18 protein-coding genes and 1 pseudogene are annotated in these 19202 nt (G+C 42.3%); 4 read left to right on the top strand and 15 right to left on the bottom strand.

Annotated elements, in window-relative coordinates; all coding sequences use genetic code 11:
* Positions 1 to 112: 112 nt before the first annotated feature.
* From HYN51_RS12360 to HYN51_RS12310, 12 genes and pseudogenes are all read right to left on the bottom strand, one after another.
* Positions 113 to 1615 (bottom strand): hypothetical protein, encoded by a 1503-nt coding sequence (locus HYN51_RS12360; protein WP_230513975.1) that lies wholly within the window; start codon positions 1613 to 1615, stop codon positions 113 to 115.
* Entirely contained in the window at positions 1612 to 6579 is a 4968-nt protein-coding gene (locus HYN51_RS12355; RefSeq protein ID WP_108900305.1) for an AAA domain-containing protein, read from the bottom strand. Before HYN51_RS12355 ends, HYN51_RS12360 begins: the two co-directional genes overlap by 4 nt.
* 486 nt (positions 6580 to 7065) lie before the next feature.
* On the bottom strand, positions 7066 to 7125 hold the full coding sequence (locus HYN51_RS16825; RefSeq protein ID WP_407936349.1) for a hypothetical protein: 60 nt from the start codon (positions 7123 to 7125) through the stop codon (positions 7066 to 7068).
* A 349-nt stretch (positions 7126 to 7474) separates the two neighbouring features.
* A pseudogene (locus HYN51_RS12345) lies at positions 7475 to 8302 on the bottom strand (tyrosine-type recombinase/integrase); the annotation flags it as partial.
* Positions 8303 to 8633: 331 nt separating this feature from the next.
* Positions 8634 to 8942, bottom strand: a complete 309-nt coding sequence (locus HYN51_RS12340) for a hypothetical protein (RefSeq protein ID WP_108900304.1) — start codon at positions 8940 to 8942, stop codon at positions 8634 to 8636.
* Positions 8939 to 9445, bottom strand: coding sequence for a hypothetical protein (locus HYN51_RS12335; RefSeq protein ID WP_108900303.1), 507 nt, complete (start codon positions 9443 to 9445; stop codon positions 8939 to 8941). The genes HYN51_RS12340 and HYN51_RS12335 overlap by 4 nt, the downstream gene beginning before the upstream one ends.
* Positions 9446 to 9558: 113 nt before the next feature.
* Positions 9559 to 10014: a RadC family protein gene (radC, locus tag HYN51_RS12330; RefSeq protein ID WP_108900302.1), complete on the bottom strand. Its 456-nt coding sequence runs from the start codon at positions 10012 to 10014 to the stop codon at positions 9559 to 9561.
* An 84-nt stretch (positions 10015 to 10098) separates the two neighbouring features.
* Complete coding sequence (locus HYN51_RS12325) at positions 10099 to 10422, bottom strand: hypothetical protein (RefSeq protein WP_157953042.1); 324 nt, start codon at positions 10420 to 10422, stop codon at positions 10099 to 10101.
* Positions 10423 to 10477: 55 nt separating this feature from the next.
* Complete coding sequence (locus HYN51_RS16400; RefSeq protein WP_157953041.1) at positions 10478 to 10636, bottom strand: hypothetical protein; 159 nt, start codon at positions 10634 to 10636, stop codon at positions 10478 to 10480.
* Between the two features lie 63 nt (positions 10637 to 10699).
* Entirely contained in the window at positions 10700 to 11374 is a 675-nt protein-coding gene (locus HYN51_RS12320) for an EcsC family protein (RefSeq protein WP_108900300.1), read from the bottom strand.
* Between the two features lie 46 nt (positions 11375 to 11420).
* Entirely contained in the window at positions 11421 to 12242 is an 822-nt protein-coding gene (locus HYN51_RS12315) for a DUF932 domain-containing protein (protein ID WP_108900299.1), read from the bottom strand.
* A gap of 214 nt (positions 12243 to 12456) precedes the next feature.
* Entirely contained in the window at positions 12457 to 13398 is a 942-nt protein-coding gene (locus HYN51_RS12310; protein ID WP_108900298.1) for a hypothetical protein, read from the bottom strand.
* Positions 13399 to 14214: 816 nt separating this feature from the next.
* On the opposite strand from HYN51_RS12310, the gene HYN51_RS12305 reads away from it, so the two are divergent.
* Complete coding sequence (locus tag HYN51_RS12305) at positions 14215 to 14460, top strand: helix-turn-helix transcriptional regulator (protein ID WP_108900297.1); 246 nt, start codon at positions 14215 to 14217, stop codon at positions 14458 to 14460.
* 535 nt (positions 14461 to 14995) lie between these two features.
* On the top strand, positions 14996 to 15604 hold the full coding sequence (locus HYN51_RS12300; RefSeq protein ID WP_108900296.1) for an inovirus Gp2 family protein: 609 nt from the start codon (positions 14996 to 14998) through the stop codon (positions 15602 to 15604).
* A 70-nt stretch (positions 15605 to 15674) separates the two neighbouring features.
* Here the strand turns inward: HYN51_RS12300 and HYN51_RS12295 are convergent, their stop codons facing one another.
* Both HYN51_RS12295 and HYN51_RS12290 read right to left on the bottom strand, forming a co-directional pair.
* Entirely contained in the window at positions 15675 to 16130 is a 456-nt protein-coding gene (locus HYN51_RS12295; protein ID WP_108900295.1) for a hypothetical protein, read from the bottom strand.
* A gap of 57 nt (positions 16131 to 16187) precedes the next feature.
* A complete protein-coding gene (locus tag HYN51_RS12290; protein WP_108900294.1) occupies positions 16188 to 16868 on the bottom strand; it encodes an EcsC family protein in 681 nt (226 codons plus the stop codon).
* Positions 16869 to 17624: 756 nt separating this feature from the next.
* Between HYN51_RS12290 and HYN51_RS12285 the strand changes: the two genes are divergently transcribed.
* Positions 17625 to 18347: a hypothetical protein gene (locus HYN51_RS12285; RefSeq protein ID WP_157953040.1), complete on the top strand. Its 723-nt coding sequence runs from the start codon at positions 17625 to 17627 to the stop codon at positions 18345 to 18347.
* Between the two features lie 80 nt (positions 18348 to 18427).
* Positions 18428 to 18616, top strand: coding sequence for a hypothetical protein (locus HYN51_RS12280; protein ID WP_157953039.1), 189 nt, complete (start codon positions 18428 to 18430; stop codon positions 18614 to 18616).
* Positions 18617 to 18888: 272 nt separating this feature from the next.
* On the opposite strand, the gene HYN51_RS12275 is transcribed toward HYN51_RS12280, so the two are convergent.
* The gene (locus tag HYN51_RS12275) at positions 18889 to 19164 is read right to left on the bottom strand and encodes a hypothetical protein (RefSeq protein ID WP_108900291.1); all 276 of its coding nucleotides are present in this window, start codon (positions 19162 to 19164) and stop codon (positions 18889 to 18891) included.
* Positions 19165 to 19202 lie beyond the last annotated feature (38 nt).

The following is a 19202-nucleotide window of genomic DNA, read 5'->3' as shown; positions in this document are numbered from 1 at the left end:
TCCTCAGTTAATGAGATTGTTCAATTTAAGTGTGGCAGATCTCAGGTTAAGAAGGGACGGCCATCACATCACTACAAAAGTCAGCTACCATTTCTGATAACTGACTTTGATATTAACGATTCAAGCTAAGAATAGGCCTAGTTGTGCTCTGAGAGATGGGGTTGGCTAGCCAGTTTTGTGGTAGCAACTCCTGCGCTTTTAGTGGGGAATTGCTTTCTCTGGGTGGAGCCCAAGTGCCATTCAAATTACCAAAGTCACCAATTCTGGTTTTGAACAATAATTCCAGGTGCTTAATACGCGCAGGGTCTTTGGTCATGTAGCCAATGGGCAAACTCACGCCGCTATCGGTATTAGGTTGACCATGGTACTGAATTAGGCCAAAAATTCCGGGAATTATCAACAACTCTAGTCTATCTAGGGCTAACGGGGTCGAAAATCCATATGGAAATATGTTTTTCAAGTACTGTCGAACATTCCAGCGTGTCCCCTGATGGATTAGGGAGATCTTTGCGTCGTTATCTCTCCGCTCAAAAATGTTTTTTAGATCTTGAATAAAGCGATCAATATCTTCTGAGTTGGCCCCCCAAAATGGAACGTTACTCGGCATCCATAGTGCTTTTAGATCAGTAAGTTCGTCCTGCTCGTATAGTGTTTTACGAATCCATTCAAGTGCTTCACGCCGGTTTTCAAGTAGATACAAGGGCCCAAATACACCGCGCGTATCAGGCGAGCCATAACCTGTCTTACTCTCATCCCGCGCGACGATCCAACGTGAGTAGTCTACCTGATAACCTTTGACATAAGTTTTAAGAACATGATCATCAGCCAACCGGCAGTAAGTTTCCGCATCGGTACCTTTTTCTTCGATGTAGTTCGAGCCAAGAAAATCTGCGATATGGGCTTCGAGCTTACTACTGAGGGGACGGCTCTGGTTAGAGCTTAACCGTTCGACGGAGCGGATCCATTGTTTTGGCTCTCCCTTAGCCTGCTGATAGGTGAACTCAATATCGACCGCCAACTGGAGTACTTCACTAGCACTGCAGCCCATCACTTTATAAAGTTGAGTGCGTAGGCGTTCGTGCTCATTGTGGCGAGTGATTTCCAGATAGCTGCGAAACTGTCGACCAAATTCTTCAATGACTTTATCTATTCCTAATCCTTTTACGGATTCCGGCATGGGAAGCTCTGGTAAGCCGAACATCAATCGGCTCAGCCGTTGCTCTTTACGTACGGTTAAAGCAAAAGCATCTAGTACGACATGCTCGGTCTGCTCGTTGTAATTAACCAGCATTGGTACTCTACCCGCATGGCCGATCTGGCCTTGTAACAGAGGACTGGGGACTAGATAACCTAGGAGATCCAGTGCAGCTAGACGCTTATCTTCTAATGAATTTAGCAACTCTTCTTCTTCTCGTTCCGAGAGCCCGAAGAATTCACGGAGCTCAAGGGGCAACATTCGCTCAAAAAGTATAAGCAGCCGACATGCAAATAGCTCAATAGCAGGCATTGGCTTTTCTTCGGTCCAAGCGACATTCATGATGTACTTTCGCGCGGGAATCAGAATTGTGATGCGGTTCCCCACACGTGCTTTAGTGTCTGTAGAAAGCGGGATCATGCTGGTATGGCTTCCTTGTTGAATTCGAGAGTTGTAATTACCTGATAGTGGCTATTGTCTTGGGTTGATTGCTCAGCGATATATTCATACACCGAGCCCAATGCGGAGTCATTATTATCTTTACGCCACATGCGGCTAGCTCCAAGGACAACTAAACGCTCCTGTGCCCGAGAAATTGCTACATTGATTCGAGGTGCATCCCGCAAAAAACCTTGTAGGGTATTGGGATTATCCCGCACCAAGCTAAGAATAATGATTTTATTTTCCTGCCCTTGGTAAGAGTCTACGGTGTCGATTCTTACCAAGTGACGAAGCGGTCCCATCCATTCGGCTTGACTGATCTGAGTTTCAATCTCATTTTTCTGAGCCCTATACATAGTAATGATACCAATAGGATAAGGATGCTCATTTGTAACTGTTCGTTGCAGGTGTTCAACAGCATCCGCATCTACTAAAACTCGCAACGATTGTAATAACAGATTTATTTCATGTTGGTTAGTGTAGCCGGGTTTAGCTTCTTTCTCTCCCTGCTTAGAGGTGGTATCGATCCAGCTAACGCCCTTGTTCCATGGGGGAGGTAATTCATTATACCAAGGCTTGGCTGGCCCTCGCCCTGTGTATAGCTTGCCAATATCATCGGCGTAAAAACAGGCTGAGACTAGATCACCAATGGGTTCAATCATCCTGTATTGTGTATCTAGAGTGACTCCGCCACATGCCTTGAAGGCTCGCTCGAAATCAGATTCTTGAAAGGCTTCTTGACTAACTTCAAGTAGCCTGCTTGCGTGTTTTATATGCTCGTTCTGGTAAAACGGCGGTAACTGCTTATGATCGCCCACCAATAAGACGCGTTTCGCGCTTTGCAGCGCAACCATTAACTCACTGGCTTGAGCACGACCAGCTTCGTCGACGATAACCCAATCAAACTGGCTATGATCCAGCTCTAAACTACGACGTCCAACTCCCACTAGGGTACCGCAAGCTAATTGTTTAGTTTTCAGCATAAACCGTTCATAACCAGCTTCTCCAGAGCGCAAAACATCGAGCCACTCTTGACTTAGGGATAATAATTGATGCAGGCGCTCCACCTTGACGGGATTGTTCACAGCATGGTTTTGAGCCAACATCTGTAACAGTTTGTCTAGTAACAGCTCACTATCCGTTGGTAGCTCACCAAGCGTATTATTGAACTGCTGGCGCACGATTGTCTCAATCGTTTCTACCGTCTGGTTGCGTTGGTTCATTAACTCCGTTAATTGCCCCGCATTGTTCTCATTAGCCTCTCCGCCAGTGCGTATCAGCTTTTCTCGCTGGCGTTCGTATTGTCCTAATTGTACTAATAAAGGCGCTAGGCTACGGTGTAATCGTGTTGCATCTTGAACAAGTTCATGTGGTAGCTGCAGTCGAGTAGAGAGAGCACTAACTCGCATATCATATTCCCGATGAAACTTATGGCGGATCTTCTGTTGCAAAGCTCGGGCGTGGGTCGGCAACATGCGGTCATCAATTAGTGATTCATTGCCAATTCGGATAGTATCTAGCTCTAGACCTTTGTTTGAGCAAAGCTCAAGAGCTTTAATCGCGACATTATCCACCGCCGAGTGCTGTTGGCCCACCAGTAAGATGTTATTTACACCGGCATGTTCAAACAAGTAATGGATGAATTTACTGACAAAGGTAGTTTTACCGGTACCTGGTGGTCCTTGAAGAACACCGATAGGACCTTGTCCTACCAAGTACTGGAATGCGTCAAGCTGTTTACTGTTTGTTTCCTGCCCTGGTACATCGTATAACTCCCGAAGTTTCTGAGCAGTTGGACGCTCTGCCATTTCTCTCAGAGCTGGTTTTTGTCGGATATCAAAATAGTCGATCAAGTTTGGTATGACTGACTTTTTAGCCATAACCCGGTTCAACGCTTTAAGCCGTAGCTCCCTTGATGATTTACTGCGAATGGATTCAAGTTGAAGCAACTTGCCAGGTGTAAACTGCTTACTAGCCCAATGATTGACGGGATCTATCGCTATATAACTGCCAGTCGTTTCGTTAATCACGAGCTCGCCAAGTCTTTCATCTGATCTAGGCTGATAGATATAATAGGTCTCATCTATGTCAATTTGTAGATCTCGTCCATCCAGACACAGATAGGGATACATAGGATGCCCACTATCGCTGACTTTTTCCTCCGCGCTATATTCAATTTGAAAACCTTGACGAATTTGTTCTTCCGTATCAGCCAATGCTTTCCACAGTTTTTCTGGAGATAACTCACGGCGATCTTCATCCGTTAAGGGGGGCTCTGAAATGTCCTCTGAAGAACTAAATTCCTCAATAAGTGCATCAATAACAGTCTCCATACTTAGAATTGCATCAACCAACGAGCATCGTTCATCCAAAGTTCCATTTTTGAGAGCAATAGGACGTGTTAGCCGCCCTACAGAACGCCGTTGTGCGCTGACAACATCACTTAGAGGAATAGAAGTAATATGTCGGACTTTAAGAATTTTACGTGCTTCAACATCTAGGTTTACTTGCAGATATGAGGTATTGCCCGTAATAAAACAAGCAAGTTCTTTATCCCTACCGTGACCTTGACTCTTACTCCATTTGCAGTTGAAGTAATAACCGCCATCAATGGGTTCCAACAACGTAGGCGTTTCTGGAAAACTGTTAGCTCCCCAAGTTAGTAAGATAGGCTCCTCTTCTTTAACTTCAGGCTGAACAGTTTGTTCTGGCTCTAGGGCTGTTTGTAATGCATTGAATAATGGGGTAAGGGCAACTGGGATTTGTGTTTGATTGTCACGAGCACGAATGAGTTCCTCCTGAATGTTTGCAGGCAAATCTCCTGCGAATAGCTCTTCAACGATCTTGAAGACAGCAAACCGGTCACGACCATAAGCATCGGTGATAGCTGGATTTGCCGGCCCGTAATCAGTATTGAATGCCTCTGTTTCACTGCCGTAATCAAGCACGTCCAGAAGCATGACTTGCTCGACATTGCTGTCTTTCAGAAGAATATTCTCTGGATGTAGATCCCCATGGGCAAATCGCTTGTCGTGAAAGTCCATCACGGTACTAACTAGATTAATAGCCATACTTCGCTTGTCTTCTTGAGACAAGGTTAAATCCAACAAGAAACTTGGCCAAATTTCACCTTCCACATATTCAGTAGCTACAAATAGTCCTTGTGGATTCATTAAACCGAAGTCTAGGACCTTTGGAGTCGCTAGAGAAGTATCCTGAAATTTATCCAAGCGCTTTAGAAACTGTAGTATTCGGCGGTTAGACCCCGGTTGATTTTGCGTTATCTGAACATTTCCCCATAACTTCACAAGTATTTCTTGATTATCCTTCTGAGCCAGGAAAACCTTCTTATTACTCTCGCTAGACAGGGCGTTGATGGCATCCTGCAGTTTTTCTGCAGGAGGAGGGAAGGCCTGTAGGATCAAGTATGGTGTGAGATCTTGGCGTCGATGGGGACTGTGCATCAACTGCTCAAAGATCTGCTGGGACTCATTATCTTCTGCGGCGCTTGTTCCTGTGAGAGAATTGAACTCTGTCAGCATGCTATGGGCACCATTAAAGCGTTCAGCAGCATCCCAAGAGAGTGCTTTCTCAAACCACGAGGTTAAGAGACCATCGAAAGGATCGTTTACAGGTGGTGTCCATTCGGGGACTCCATCCACTAGTTTAAGCTTCTGATTGAAGCAAATTTGATAGGCTACAGAGGCCAGTAGGAAGACATCAATACGAAAAGCGTCAATGATGTCACCTGCACACATCGCATCTTCCGGTAGGGAAATTGGTGAGCTCTGCAGTAATTTTCGATGATCTGCCACTGTTCCGGTTTCCGGAAAGAATGCGGCACCAAAACCAGATGTCAGAATACTTTGGTGATTTTTGGCATACCAGAGATTATGTGGGTCAACATCACGATGAGCAATGTTTAATGCATGTAAGTCACCAAAAGGGGCCAGAAGAGCTCGTACTCGATCGAGCCGTTGCTCCCTTGACCAGGATGCGGAATCACTGGCGATGATTTCATCTAAACGATCGGTATTTCGAGGCAACTCATACAACTCACAGAAATCTTCTGTGACGTCATCGGCTGAAGCATCGTTGACGTATCTAAGTAAGTAATCACGCATGTTACTGTTATCACGAATAAATTTTCCAATCCGATTTTCACGCAGGGCAATATTAGACCATGTTGATTGTAAGGCATGCAGAGTACCCAGTTGATTGAAGTCCCAACGTCGTATCAGTCCCTTTGTTGCAGGCATTGACCGATCTTGAGCTGAGTATTCCTTGTAGATAGAGTTTCGGTGAGAAAACCAAGGTTTATTCGTATGAACCTGGAAGTTACCAACAACCAGTTCTTTTTTCTGAACCTTCGGACCGTCGAAAAATGTGTAGATGGTTGGTAGGGACTTTTCAGAGTTTGGCCTGGCTTTCCCTGTAGTGTTGAAGAAACCTGCAAGTTTTTTGTTTGCAACTAGAGAATCATACTTCTCAGGAGCTCGAATAGCGAGAAACTCATCCAGCGAGTGGACGAAAGGTCTCTCTATCAAGGGGAGATTGTCTGGAGTAGCATTGCCACAGAGCACAACATGGGCCTCTACAGCGAGCCAATAGCCGAGGTTGTGTGATAACTCTCTATCGAGTAACTTCTGCAGGCGTAGGGCATGTTCTCGTTTGATGGCAAAGGGGCTTTTGCCACGGTTTTGACCATTTTGGATCCACATCCCATTGTCATACTCTATCGTGCCATTCCACTCTTTGAGTTCGACCAAAAGCAGGCGGTCATGGGTAATAATAAGGCAGTCAATTTCCATTGGTCCTTGAGCATCGGATACAACCAATCCTGCGAATCCGTGCCAGCTTTTTTGGAATTGCTGTTCCATTTTACTGATTGCTTTAAGCTCACTTGCGTGAAGTCCTGCTCCACCTACCTTTTTTATTTCCATAGACCCTGAGACTCCATACCAAAAATATTATAACTTATTGAATGTAATTTGTATTTATCGCTTCTTATCTCAGCGGTTTAGAGGTATTTAAGCTAGAATTGTCATCTAAATCTATAGAGCTAAAAATTGATAATCGAATTGCTCCCCACTCATGTAGGTCTATCGTGGCGAAACTAATAAAATACCACTCAATAAAGCTGCCTATTCTGAATCTTAGTAAACTCAAGCGGACTTATCACTTTCACCCGATTTTCATCCAAATATTCAGCTTTATGGATACAAACGGCATGAATACTGTTACATCTTGATAACCACCTACAGAATAATAACAACCTAATAGTTCAACTTCATTGATTTACCTATCAATTTTATAATTACTAGTAATATTACTAGCTGTAATTTGCCTATTTTTCATATTGAATAAATTCTATTCTTATCAGGAATGAAGCTATGAATAATAGGGGTATGGAAAAAGGCCTGTATTTCTCATGTTATATAGTCGATCGACCAGATATTACCGTGTTGTTTTTCTAGCCGAATTTCAATAGGATGGTATGCTTTCGATTCTATCGTGTGGCTGCTGTAATTGAATGTAATGCTGAAACCTTAGAATGGCGTTCTATTACATTTGCTAGCAACGTAATCGAGGGATTAAAAATTGGTAAATCACAACTAATTGTTAACTGTGACACTTTTTGTTTTAGTCGGGTAGATTTTATTTTAATAAATACGGTTCATTGTCATTATTTATTAAAATAAAAAAGAGGCAGTAAAAGCCACCTCTAATATTCAGATAAAACTTAACATGCTGCTAATCAGTTCGTTTGGTTAATTTACCAAACTCAAACGGACTAACCTTATTCACCCGATTCTCATCCAAATAATCCGTCCACTACTGCACCATCAATCTCCGCTCATCCAAGTGCTCAGCCTTATGGATATACGCAGCACGAACCCCATTATGCTCCTGATGGCTCATCTGCCGTTCTACTCCATCCCTAGACCACAGCCCAGACTCAATTAATGCACTACAGGCCATTGTACGGAAGCCATGACCACAGACTTCTGTCTTGGTGTCATAACCCATTACCCGTAAAGCCTTATTCACCGTATTTTCACTCATCGGCTTATTGGCGTTATGGTCACCAATAAAGATAAGCTCGTGGTCACCGCTAATTTGGTGTATCTGCTTTAAGATCTCCATGGCCTGTCTACTAAGGGGAACAAGGTGAGTTGTTCTCATCTTTGAACCTCTGTGTGTGTGCTTAACACCTTCCAGCTTTTCACGTTCTCCCGGTATTGTCCAAAGCGCTCGTTCAAAATCGATCTCTGACCAACGGGCATAGAACGGATAAAGATAAGTAAGGTTAATTTCACTGCCAGAGTGGTTAAATATCTTCCTTGATAGTTATCTAAACGCGTAAGTAGTTCAAGAATACGATCAAAGGTGAGGGCAGGGCGGTGAACTTTCTTGCTTCTTGTTGGTGGTGATTGCGCCAACTAGGTCTTGAGCCGGGTTGTAATCAATGATGCCGCTTTGAACGGCATAACGCATAATTGCGGTTGTGAACTGTTGTAGTCGGGCTGCAATTTATAGACTTCCGGATTCTTTTACTTTCTTTATCGGGGATAATCGGTCGCGGGTATTTAGGTTGGCAATATCACGATTACCAATAGTGGGGAATAGCTCAAGCTCCATTGTCCGTAGAATTCTGGCTGAGTTTTTCGTTTTTATCTGTTTTGAGTTGGAATGCACAAAGGCCTTACAAAACAAGAATTCCACCCACAAAAAAAGACGCCCTTAAGCGTCTTTAAATGTCATTCTAATGGTGCTGAGGCCGGACTCGAACTTTAATATAACTTAATGATATTAATCATAATTGATAATTTAATTAAAAAAGTTACCCCGTTTTTTACCCATATTTGCTTTTATGTGATTTGAGTAGGTAAGTTCAGTTAGTTAGAACTTAACTAATTTACTGTATCTATACTTTTTCAGCAAACGATATGCACTAACTACAACTAACGATTAATTAGCCTAGTAAGAAATGGTTTCAGACTTCATTGGTTCCGACCACAAATAAATAAGATAACGGCTTTAATGCAGTCATATTTAGCGATAGGTGTGTTTGACACCATTCAGTAAAACTAGATTTATCAAAATCCAGTTGATGGTCACGGATAAACTCAAGGTCTAGTATTACATATTCTGCATCAGCAGAGCTTTGTGTCGCTGGGTAGAAAATGCCTTCACTACCAAACGTGGTTAAATTATTAAATGCTGACTCAGTGACCCGGACGGTGTGTATCAAATCAACATTATCCAGTGATTGCAGTGACAGCAAGCTAGCTATCAGATTCATGGTTGTACTCCTGTAAATATTTCGGTGGGAAGTGCTATCACTATTGCCAGTTCTGCTTGCAGCCAGTCGGCAACACGTTGCCATTGAGTGCAACTGACATCAGACGTGATTTTCCAGACAGTCGGGCAGGTGTAATGGGCCAGTAGTAATACTGCCATGACCATAAAACAATAGGGGTGACCATGGGTATGACAATATCCCCGGTCGTAGGGATGACGATGTTGATTTAGAATAAAGGTATCACCACTGAGTTGGTGGTGATGCTCCCCGTTAAACACGATAACACCGAGCCCTATTAGGCTATCGTCAAAGCGCAGTGGCGTGATACCCGCACCGTTGCAGATAATAGGGATTGGTTCAATACCGGTTGTTTCCGGCTTCAGGCGGAGTTGTCGATGGGCTTGGGTGACCAGACGACACAGAGTGAACCAGTCGTCCTGAGCGATATCTCGTAATAAAGTAAAATGAAATACGCCGGTTTTTAACGTCGGTGATGCAGACATCTAAAGATCTCCTGTTGGTAAAAGGATTATGTGATTGATTGTTGCGTTATATAGGAGGAACTACATTGAAGACTGAACTGCTAATGCGGTATAGCGTATTGGAACCATCTGACTTATAACCAACCTCGCTCAGCAAATGAGACTAATTCACCATGACCAATAACAAAGTGGTCGAGTACCTTTACGTCGACTAACGACAGTGCCTCTTTCAACTTATTGGTGATTGAGCGATCTGCCTGACTAGGTTCTGCCAGCCCGGAAGGGTGATTGTGAGCAAGGATTACCGCTGCGGCATTAAATTCTAAAGATCCTTTAATGATTTCTCTGGGATATATTGATGTTTCGTTAATTGTGCCTAATGCAGTGACGTCACTAGCGATAAGCCGGTGCTGGTTATCCAGATACAAAACCATAAAAACTTCCCGTTCTAATTGTTCTAGCTGCAAACGGAGATACTCTCTGGTTTGTGTTGATGAAGTGAAAGAATAAGGTCTCACTTTGATCTGTTTTTCTAATAGCTGTAACGCCATGCTGATAATGCGCTGTTCGCGCCGAATGTGATTAGACATAGTGGTGTTCTCGTAATAAAGAATAACAAGACGGCAAAAAGGACAGGACACCAATGACGGTGCGCCTGTCCTGAGCTGAATGAATTAAATTGTTCCTAACATGATGATCCCGAATAGAATGACCCAGACCCAGAAATAACTCGGGGTCTGTCCTAGAGACTTTGCCCGTCGCCATAAATAGACGGGCACTAGCCAGGTCATGGCACCATATCTGGAAGTATCGATACCCGCTTTTTTTAGGTTGTGCTCATCGCGATAGCTGAGTGCAATATTCAAGATAACGGAGAGGTACCAGAACGGATGAGTAAAGAGCAGTTGATATACCGAATAGCCAAGGCCTCGTCGGCCATAAATCAGAATGGCGATAACGCTTTCCAGCATAAATCCTAATAGTGGGGCAAATGCCAAGAACCAGACCACCGAATTGTTAAGCCGGTAGTTAGGTTGTGGGGGCGGTTCATGTTCAGATGTTGTGGGCAACGCTGCTGCCAATAACGTGGTGTTCAGAGGCATCCATGTTATTTGGCCCTGATGCCAGACTAAGGTATTGGCGTGAATGTGCCGTTGGGTGATAAGCGTAGTGATTTCCTTTTTGTGTGAAATTAAGCAAACGAGATTGCATCAGTGCTAAAGCAGACTGATGTCAGTGGTTTTTTAGGTAATCAGGGCTGAAACGAGCTAGAGGTTACTGAGTCTGGATGTCGTTATGGATAAGAGCAGGGATCGCGTGTGGGCTGATAAATATATCTCTGGCCATATTCCCGATGATGTCGGTTGTGATGCTGTCAAACATGCCACCGATTAGTCCGCCGACCAGCGGTATCAGCTTGATAGCATTGATACTGCCTTTTTGGCCGACTTGCGCCATCAACTTAACGCCGACAGAGCGGTTGATACACTGTATTGCTCCTGATGAGGCTTGACCGAACAGTTGCCGAGTTGGTCGTGTACCTAGCTGGATACCGACATTCTTCAGGATATCCTTTGCTGTATTGCCACATAAGCATAAATAGACACAGGTTTTGACGTTATCGTCCTTCAGATTATGGCCGCTCAATAGAGCTATAGCTGCAATCATCCTGATTTGGATAAACAAGATACTGGTCATATTGAGCGGTATCATGACTGGCAGTGTCATTATGCCACCTAATCCAGAGAGGAAGCCGCTGGTCCCGGCTTTGGTATTCTGCCAGCGTATTAAAGCGTTCACACATTCTCGGCGGTCTGGGTGAGTATACCGATAAGCATCAGCCAGTGTTTGAGCGGAGTCCAGTCCGGCAATACCGTTGATAGCCCTGTCATACAGCCAATCAAGCGTTGACTGTAGGGTATTGATGGTCAGTCCATTATCATGAGTCATATTATCTATTCCTATTGATTGATTCTCTTAGTGGTACATAGTGGTGTCAGGCTAAATGCTGGCGCATATTCTCAGCCATCATCCACAGGGCGCGATTAAGCTTGATATCACCATCAATACCATTGATGGCCCTAGTCCGAGCGCGTTTACCTTTGGCTGAACGACCAGATAGTCCGCCTTTGATCAAGTTTTCCTGCAGCCGTTGGTACGTGGTCCACAGGTCATCTTTTCTGTCCTCCCAACGCCGGGGCATCAGGATCTGTTCTTCGGTTATTGGTTGATGCTCTTCACCGTAGCGGTAGGCTAGGGCGGCATGAGCAAAGGCTTGTTGTGCGGGTTTTGGTAGCGAGATACCTTGCATGGTTTCTCGCTGTTCTTCTACTCGATCAAAGATATCTAATACCTCGTAGGCACCTTCAATCACACGATCAACAACATCGCCTTTATGTGGTACGCGGACTTCACCAAAACTGTCACCACAGACCATTCCATTTGCACACACGAAGCGGAATAGGCCAGGGATCATCTGATAACTGCTGGAACCGTCATGGCTATTCAGTAAGATTATTTCAGGGACTTCTTTCCCGGTTATCTGACCTTCACGACGTAGGCGTAGCATGTGTTTGGTGTGGTCTTGTTTATCAAGATTACGGACGCGAGTTTGGCAGGCAAAGAACGGTTGGAAGCCTTCTTTACGTAGGTTATCTAATAACGTAATGGTGGGAATATAAGTGTAGCGGTCGCTACGGGAGATATGTTTTTCTTCCGATAATATACTGGGAACGTGACGAGCTAATTCATCGTTGGTTAGTGGTCGGTCACGGCGAATAGTATTTACAGTACCAAAACGGGAAGCAAGACGTGTCATTGATTTATTTCCTCAACATAATAATCATTGTAGGCTTGCGGGGTGTATTCCATCAGCCTGAATAAGCATGATATAACCGATAGGTGATTGATATCCGGATTATGATGTATGTCTAAAAATATTTAGAATGGAGTTTATTCTATTCAAAATAATAAAGGCCTTAAAAAAGACCTTTTTAGAAAAATATAGGTTAGAAGATAACACAGTGTGGAGTTTATTGCTCTGGTGGCAATGTGTCGTATGCTTGATTGATGAGACTATCAATTATATCAACAATCTTTTTATCCTGACGACGAGCTATTTCATTTAGTCGTTTTTTTGTCTCAATCTTTAAATAGGTATTAAAGGGTTTACTATCCGCCTTTTTTATTCGGTGCTTCTTCTGACTGAAGGCTTTATTAATATCTTTAAAGAAGAGTTTCTTGGTATCCGGATGTGCTCGCCATAAATTGACTGCTACATAAATAGCGAGTTTAATTTCATCAATATTAGAAGGGTGAAGATAAAATGTTGGAATCTTCATTTTATCACTGTAGGCTAGGGTATATGCAAGTTTCGGTTTCTGAGCCTCGGAGATATAGTTCCACACCCATTTGCATTGTTCGTCATCATTAATATCAAGCCACTTAAAGGGTTTTGGTTTGACATTGATTGCTTCCCATTCGCTCTCTAATTTTTTAAGTAATGAAGTTTTATAATTGAGTGGCGCATACCAACTATCAAAAAAATCAATAATAAGATTGTATCTGTGCTGTGTATTTACTGGTGATGTATTTAACCCTAATTTTTCATAGTCAGTTAATTCATTTGTTACAGTATTATCGGTTATATAGTAATTATTTAGCATGCCATTGTCAGCACTCCTTAAATATGTCCATAACCAATAACACGCGTGCTCATTGTTCTTGAGCCATTCAAATTCAATATCGGGTATTAACGTGCCAGTGCACGTTAATACCATCGATTGAATAAATTGCTGTCGCGTTTGGGGATTCGGATAAGCCAGTGCCAATACTTCATTAAACACTTTGCAGCAATGAGCGGGTTTATAAAAATCTACCTGAGGCGTATTGATGTTCTTAGACAATAGATAGACGTAATAAGAGCGGCAAACACGTCTGTCCTGTTCCTTTATGACGATAGGGGTTGAACTCACGATTAACTCCATAGCGATTAGCTGTACAATCTTTAATGAAAAAAGATTACTATGTAGTATTTTTGAAGTCAATGTGATATTTATTGGTGTAGGTACTCCATATATTTTTAGTATTCTTGAGTAATTCTACCTGATTTTTTGCTGTTATCTTGTCATGTTCTGGATGTGCATTTTTACATTACTAGACTGCTTCTTCATGTGTCACCTGTCGTTATTGCTGTTATATAGCCCTTTTCCACCTCATCGCTACTACCGTCGTCATCTCTTTTTTATCTCAATATTGGCGGTTTCTTACATTCTGCTGATCGAAAACTGTCTTTTAACGTTCTCCCCATTAGTCTGTGTTGTTGTTGAAAGTCAACGGTTGGTGGGTGAGAAACCAGTATCTACCCTTCCGTTAAAAGTCAAATTCAGCCCCTGACCAACGTAAAATCGCCAATGTAGGTGGTGACCACCAACTCAATGTCTAACTGCTATTTAATATGATGCTAAAAAGCCCACTTACAGATCACGGTACTGAATAAAGTGTACTGCGGTGATGTATTACTGATTATAGAGAGTGGTTTTCAAACTTTTCTTTATTAACGTCAACGGGCCTCAAGTAATTTTTTACGCGGTTGCAACATGTGATGTAGAGAATGCGTTCGTCCCTAATTGAGTCATTGCTGATTGAATCTGATTATACGTCCTTAGCCTTACGCTAAGCGACTGAATAACTAAGAGGTGCCTATCATCGAATAACTTAAATTAACAGGCGCCTAAGGTGTCTGCGACGCACGGAATTCTCCTTACTCAACTTTAACGGAGAAATATCACATGAATAACTTACCAATTGATTTAATGGATGACCAGCTAGTAGATATGGCTTTTATTACGCAATTAACGGGCCTAACGGACAAATGGTTTTATAAACTGATACAGCTAGGTCAGTTCCCCAAGCAAATTAAAATGGGGCGCTCTTCTCGCTGGTTAAAAAGCGAAGTCGAAAATTGGCTACGTCAACGTATTAAAGAATCCAGAGGTGATGTTGCGGTTGAATTAACCACGGACGCTGGAATGTAATCGTTAGTCAATCCCGTTACTAACACTTTTAATCTTCACTAAAGAATTTATCAATCTGACAATGCTTAATGATTAAATCTATTCATGGTGCACCAACATTGATTAAGACTTAATTCCAGAGTGAATTATAATGAATAAATAAATTCGAATTTTACCCCCGCTATTTATTTTCGCTATCATTCATTGATGAATCGTATTAATTATTCAGTGCAATAGATTTTATTAATTAGCTGGTTATTGTCGGTTTGTTTAGTATTAATAAAGAGAGTGTTAGTAGCTGTAGTGGTGCCAGTAACAAAGATACTTATATTATCAATCCAGATAATAATGTAAGGGGGCATCTAGCAATGCCCCTTTATCTATTCACTATTGATTAATGCCAGTTAATAATTCATTGCTTATTATCATAAATAATAAGCAATGAACTCTCTATGTGTGAAGTAACTAGATTTATAAAAACCAAGAGTGGTGGTAGCTGTTAATTATATATCATTGCTGACTTATCCAACCTTAATTATTTACTGAGGAATAAACTATGAACGCTGAAGATATTATCAGAACCTATGGCCCACTTAATTCTGATTATTTAAATAAGATTATTGACGTTATTCAGTCTGCGTTAAATGAACACCCTCGAATACTAGCTTTACGGTTTGATTTAAGGCTACCTGACAATGTACTAGCCAGAATTGATTCTGCGGTTATCTCTCGTTTTTTTGACTCATTGAAAGCAAAGCTTAAAGCGGATTCAAACAAGAAAAGGTTAGCAGGGAAAAGAGTCCATTCTTGTACGCCTCGTTACGTATGGGTCAGAGAGTTTAATCAGCCAGAAGAGAAGAAACACTACCATGTACTGCTTTTGCTGAATAAGGACGCCTACGCCTTTCTGGGGGACTATCGTAAGTTGAAGGGGAATCTAGCTGCATTAATCACACAAGCTTGGCTCAGTGCGTTAGGTGTGAATGATGAACGGTATCAGTCACTCGCTTATTTTCCAGAAAATCCATGTTATTACCTTGACGAGAAAACGCTGAATGCGGATGGCGTCTATGCCAAGTTGATGACTCGGGTTAGCTACCTAGCTAAAGAGCGTAGTAAAGTCAGTGTGGAGGGGGAACGTAACTTTGGATACAGTTTGAAGTAAATACGCTGAACCAGCCCTGACCGTTAATCCAATTTGGGGCTGGTTAATTTCTATTAGGGGCTATGATCAATTACTCTTCAATCAAATAGTCATACTCGGCCCCGTCAGCATCGACATAGACATGTTCACTGGCATATACGTAGGCTTCTCTGTCTAATATTACGTCACCTACACAGACTCTGTTCATCATAAGTTTGCCACCATGAAAGACGGCTAACCCAAGTTTTACATCATTTCGATTATAGACAACATAAGAATAAGTCCCTTTCTCAAAACGGAAATATTGATAAGACCAGTTTACCCCCAAGATTTTTGCATAGTAAGGGTCACTACCAATTAACGTTAACTCCGATTTGCTTTCCCCGGTTTTTTTATAGTCGTAGACCAATCCTTTTTCGCTGCTTATATCGAGGGTTATCGTGTGATGATTGTCTAAATTACATTGCAGCATGGTTGAAGCGCTGGTTACACCACTGGTGCAAAGGAGCAAAAGACCAGATAGCGCCATAAAGCAGTTTTTACGCATAAGACATTTCCTTAATTTCTGAGGGAGATAATTCTTAATCATCGTCATATTCCTTCATCAGTCATCAATGCAGGCGCTATTGTTCTTTGTTTCGTAACGTTCCGTATTATCATCGTCCTTAAGGAACTGATTACGAGCAGTATTGCCGATGATATTAGTGGTCACTCCATCCAGCGTACCGCCAATAACCCCTCCGACGACAGGAACCAGTTTCCCTAAGTTGATAACGCCTTTACTGCCGAACTTTGTCAGTAAACGAAATCCAACGGCTTGATTTATTTTTGTGATAATTGCACCTGACATATTTTTGATGGTTGACAGGGTCAGTTTCTTACCCACATCAACGCCTGCTCTTTTTAATATGTCACTCACAGCGCTACCACATAGGCAGGCATAGACTATCGTTCGAACCTTATCGTCTTTTAAATCGTATCCCCCCATATAAGCGATGGCCGCAATCATGCGGAGTTGAATATACAGCACGCTGGTAATATTAGCGGGAAGCGCCACGGGCATGACCATTACGCCTCCCAGACCCGTAATAAAACCGCTGGTTATCGCCTTGCTATTTTGCCAACGTATCAGTGAATTGGCGTTGTTGATGGGGCTATTACCTTCTTTCATATAGCTTTCTGCTATTTCTTGAGCGGTATCAAGTCCTTTAACACCATTGACTGCTTTGTCGTAAGCCCAGTCTAGCGCCTGTTGAATTGTCGCTATTGTTAACGAGTTCTTCATATGATTTTTCCTAACCTTATCTTTTAGTTGTTCTTTTTAGGTGCTGACATCCGTTTAATCAGAAAAACAATGAGTACAACGATGAGAGCAACAGGTAATGCACAAATTAAAAGTATTAACAATTCAATGATTGATATGCCACCCATAGTGCGAGTCCTTAAGTTAATGAGTAAAGTGCTTTATTTTCATGGCTTAATGCCATCGGAATGATTTTCTTATCTCGGTAAATGTCACAAAATAATCCTTTGTAAATAAAAGACTATTTTGTTTTTTGACAGATTGAAGAACACTACCAGAGCATGCAAAGAGAGTCAGATCGTTATGAACGATCAATGCTGTTGATTTTGATCGTCGTAAACTATGATTGGAATAAAATATACTTTTATGGGGGTAATTCGAAGTAACTCACTGGTTTATGGTTGTGATTTCAATCAACGTAGCGTTGTAGGGGGTGTAATTATGTCTGTTGTTGTCATTCAATGACGGTGTTTTAGAGAACATAGTCACCGCTCCCTCATTGATGACCGGTAATCTTATCGCAAAGTAAAATTTTACTATTACAACCATCTTTATGTATCGGATATCAACAGACCTGATGTCTCGCCGTCACCGCTGAGCGAGAACCCCTATCGCCATACCTTCGCACCCGATTATCCACTTTTTGCTTATATTAAACGACCCTGATGGTGTTATTCGAAGCCTTATCCCCGAAAGCGCAAAGGGTTACCTGTTTAATCCTATCGTCGTGAGACTATTATGACATCATCACTTATCACGGATGTGCCGGTAGCCGCACGTCCTCAGACCTGCAATATGTATGCTTTCAGACATTACATTGCCCGACAGAACCGTTTTATTGATCCGGCAGTATTAGGTCAATTAATGATATTAAAAATAGAGGCTCAAAGCCGGCTTAATCAATACACTGATGTCGCTATAGATTTAGAACCCGAAGTGAATCGATTACGCCGTTGGACCCAGATTGTACTCTGTGAGCTACCTAGTGGTTTCAATAGTATTGAAGGTACTCGAGCAAGCGGGATAATCGCTCCTGAACTCATTATTAAGGTGTTGATAAAGGAAAATATCATCCGTCACCATCCACGAAGACTCGCTTATACACAAGGTTCCGCAATAACACGAACAAAAAGTCCGTTGGAACACTATCCGCAAGTCCCCCCATTCGTTGAGCTCTTTAATGACGAGTGCCATCGCTTGGGGCTGAGTGAGTTACAGCACACAGTCTCTCAATTATCATCAACGCTGATGGAGGCTTCAGAACGGGAACGTTTTGCATTAGTCTGCTTTCATGCGTTATTGAGCGGAGATATTGATACCGTATTAAGGCAATCTGTTGTCACGCTCAATGCATTGATGTTGAGTTATTTGACTCAACATCCGGAATTGCAAGTCCTAGTTGAGGAATATCTGTTCTTTGCTTTCTATTCAAGTTGGCCAGATAATCCAATCTCAATATAAAGACATTGATGCTGATGGGGTGATGTTTCTCAGGAGTTGGATTGATATGTCGAATATACGAAGGAATGGAAGGTGAATTCATGAAAGGGCGTTTGGTTGTATTAATTTTTGTTATTTTTATCGCGAGTAGTGCGCAAGCTAAGATTGAAGATATCTCCTTTTCTGTCGGTGATGAAACAGTTTTCATTCCGACAGATTGTGTCGTGGAAGTTTCTAAAGTTGAGCCAGAGTTGGTTGGCCGTGAGGGTGTTTTTTTTCGGTTAAATTAAGAGTGTGCAGATCAATTATCAACATTTACTAAGATAAAAATTGGGAAGACTGTAGTGTTACGCTACAACGATAATGTTGTGGGGCAAGTAACGATTGCCAGCCGGATTAGCTCTAGCTTTAGAATTGATTCTTCTGGTGTAGAACCGATGATGATTCGCCAAATACTCGTGGATGCAGAAGCTAAATGATAGTAGACCCTATCCACGGGCTTTATCTTATTATGTTAACTGTATGGGACGAATGCTTTTCTATATTGAGATTCTTCATGGGGTTACTGCTTGAGAATGGTTTCTAGGCTGTCGGGTTGCCCATCAACCATCACTACCTGATAGTGGGTCTGGTCGATATAGGTAAAGCAAGCTAGCTCTTCCAATAAGTCATATCGAGCGATACGGTAAGTCAGTGCCTCATTGGGATGACACATCTGCGCATGCTTTAGCAGGTAATTCAGGGCAACGTCTTGAGTAAGCATTAAAGCCAACGGGTTAGTTGATGTTAATCCTTCGCTATTATTACGAATGATCGGAACGTAAATACTGAGAGCCATGAGATTTAATCCTGAATCGATTGAAGATTTATTGTTTT

The sequence above is a fragment of the Limnobaculum parvum genome (assembly GCF_003096015.2).
GTDB classification, from domain to species: domain Bacteria; phylum Pseudomonadota; class Gammaproteobacteria; order Enterobacterales; family Enterobacteriaceae; genus Limnobaculum; species Limnobaculum parvum.
Note: the sequence above shows the minus strand (reverse complement) of the source record. Positions and strands in the feature narration are given on the sequence as shown.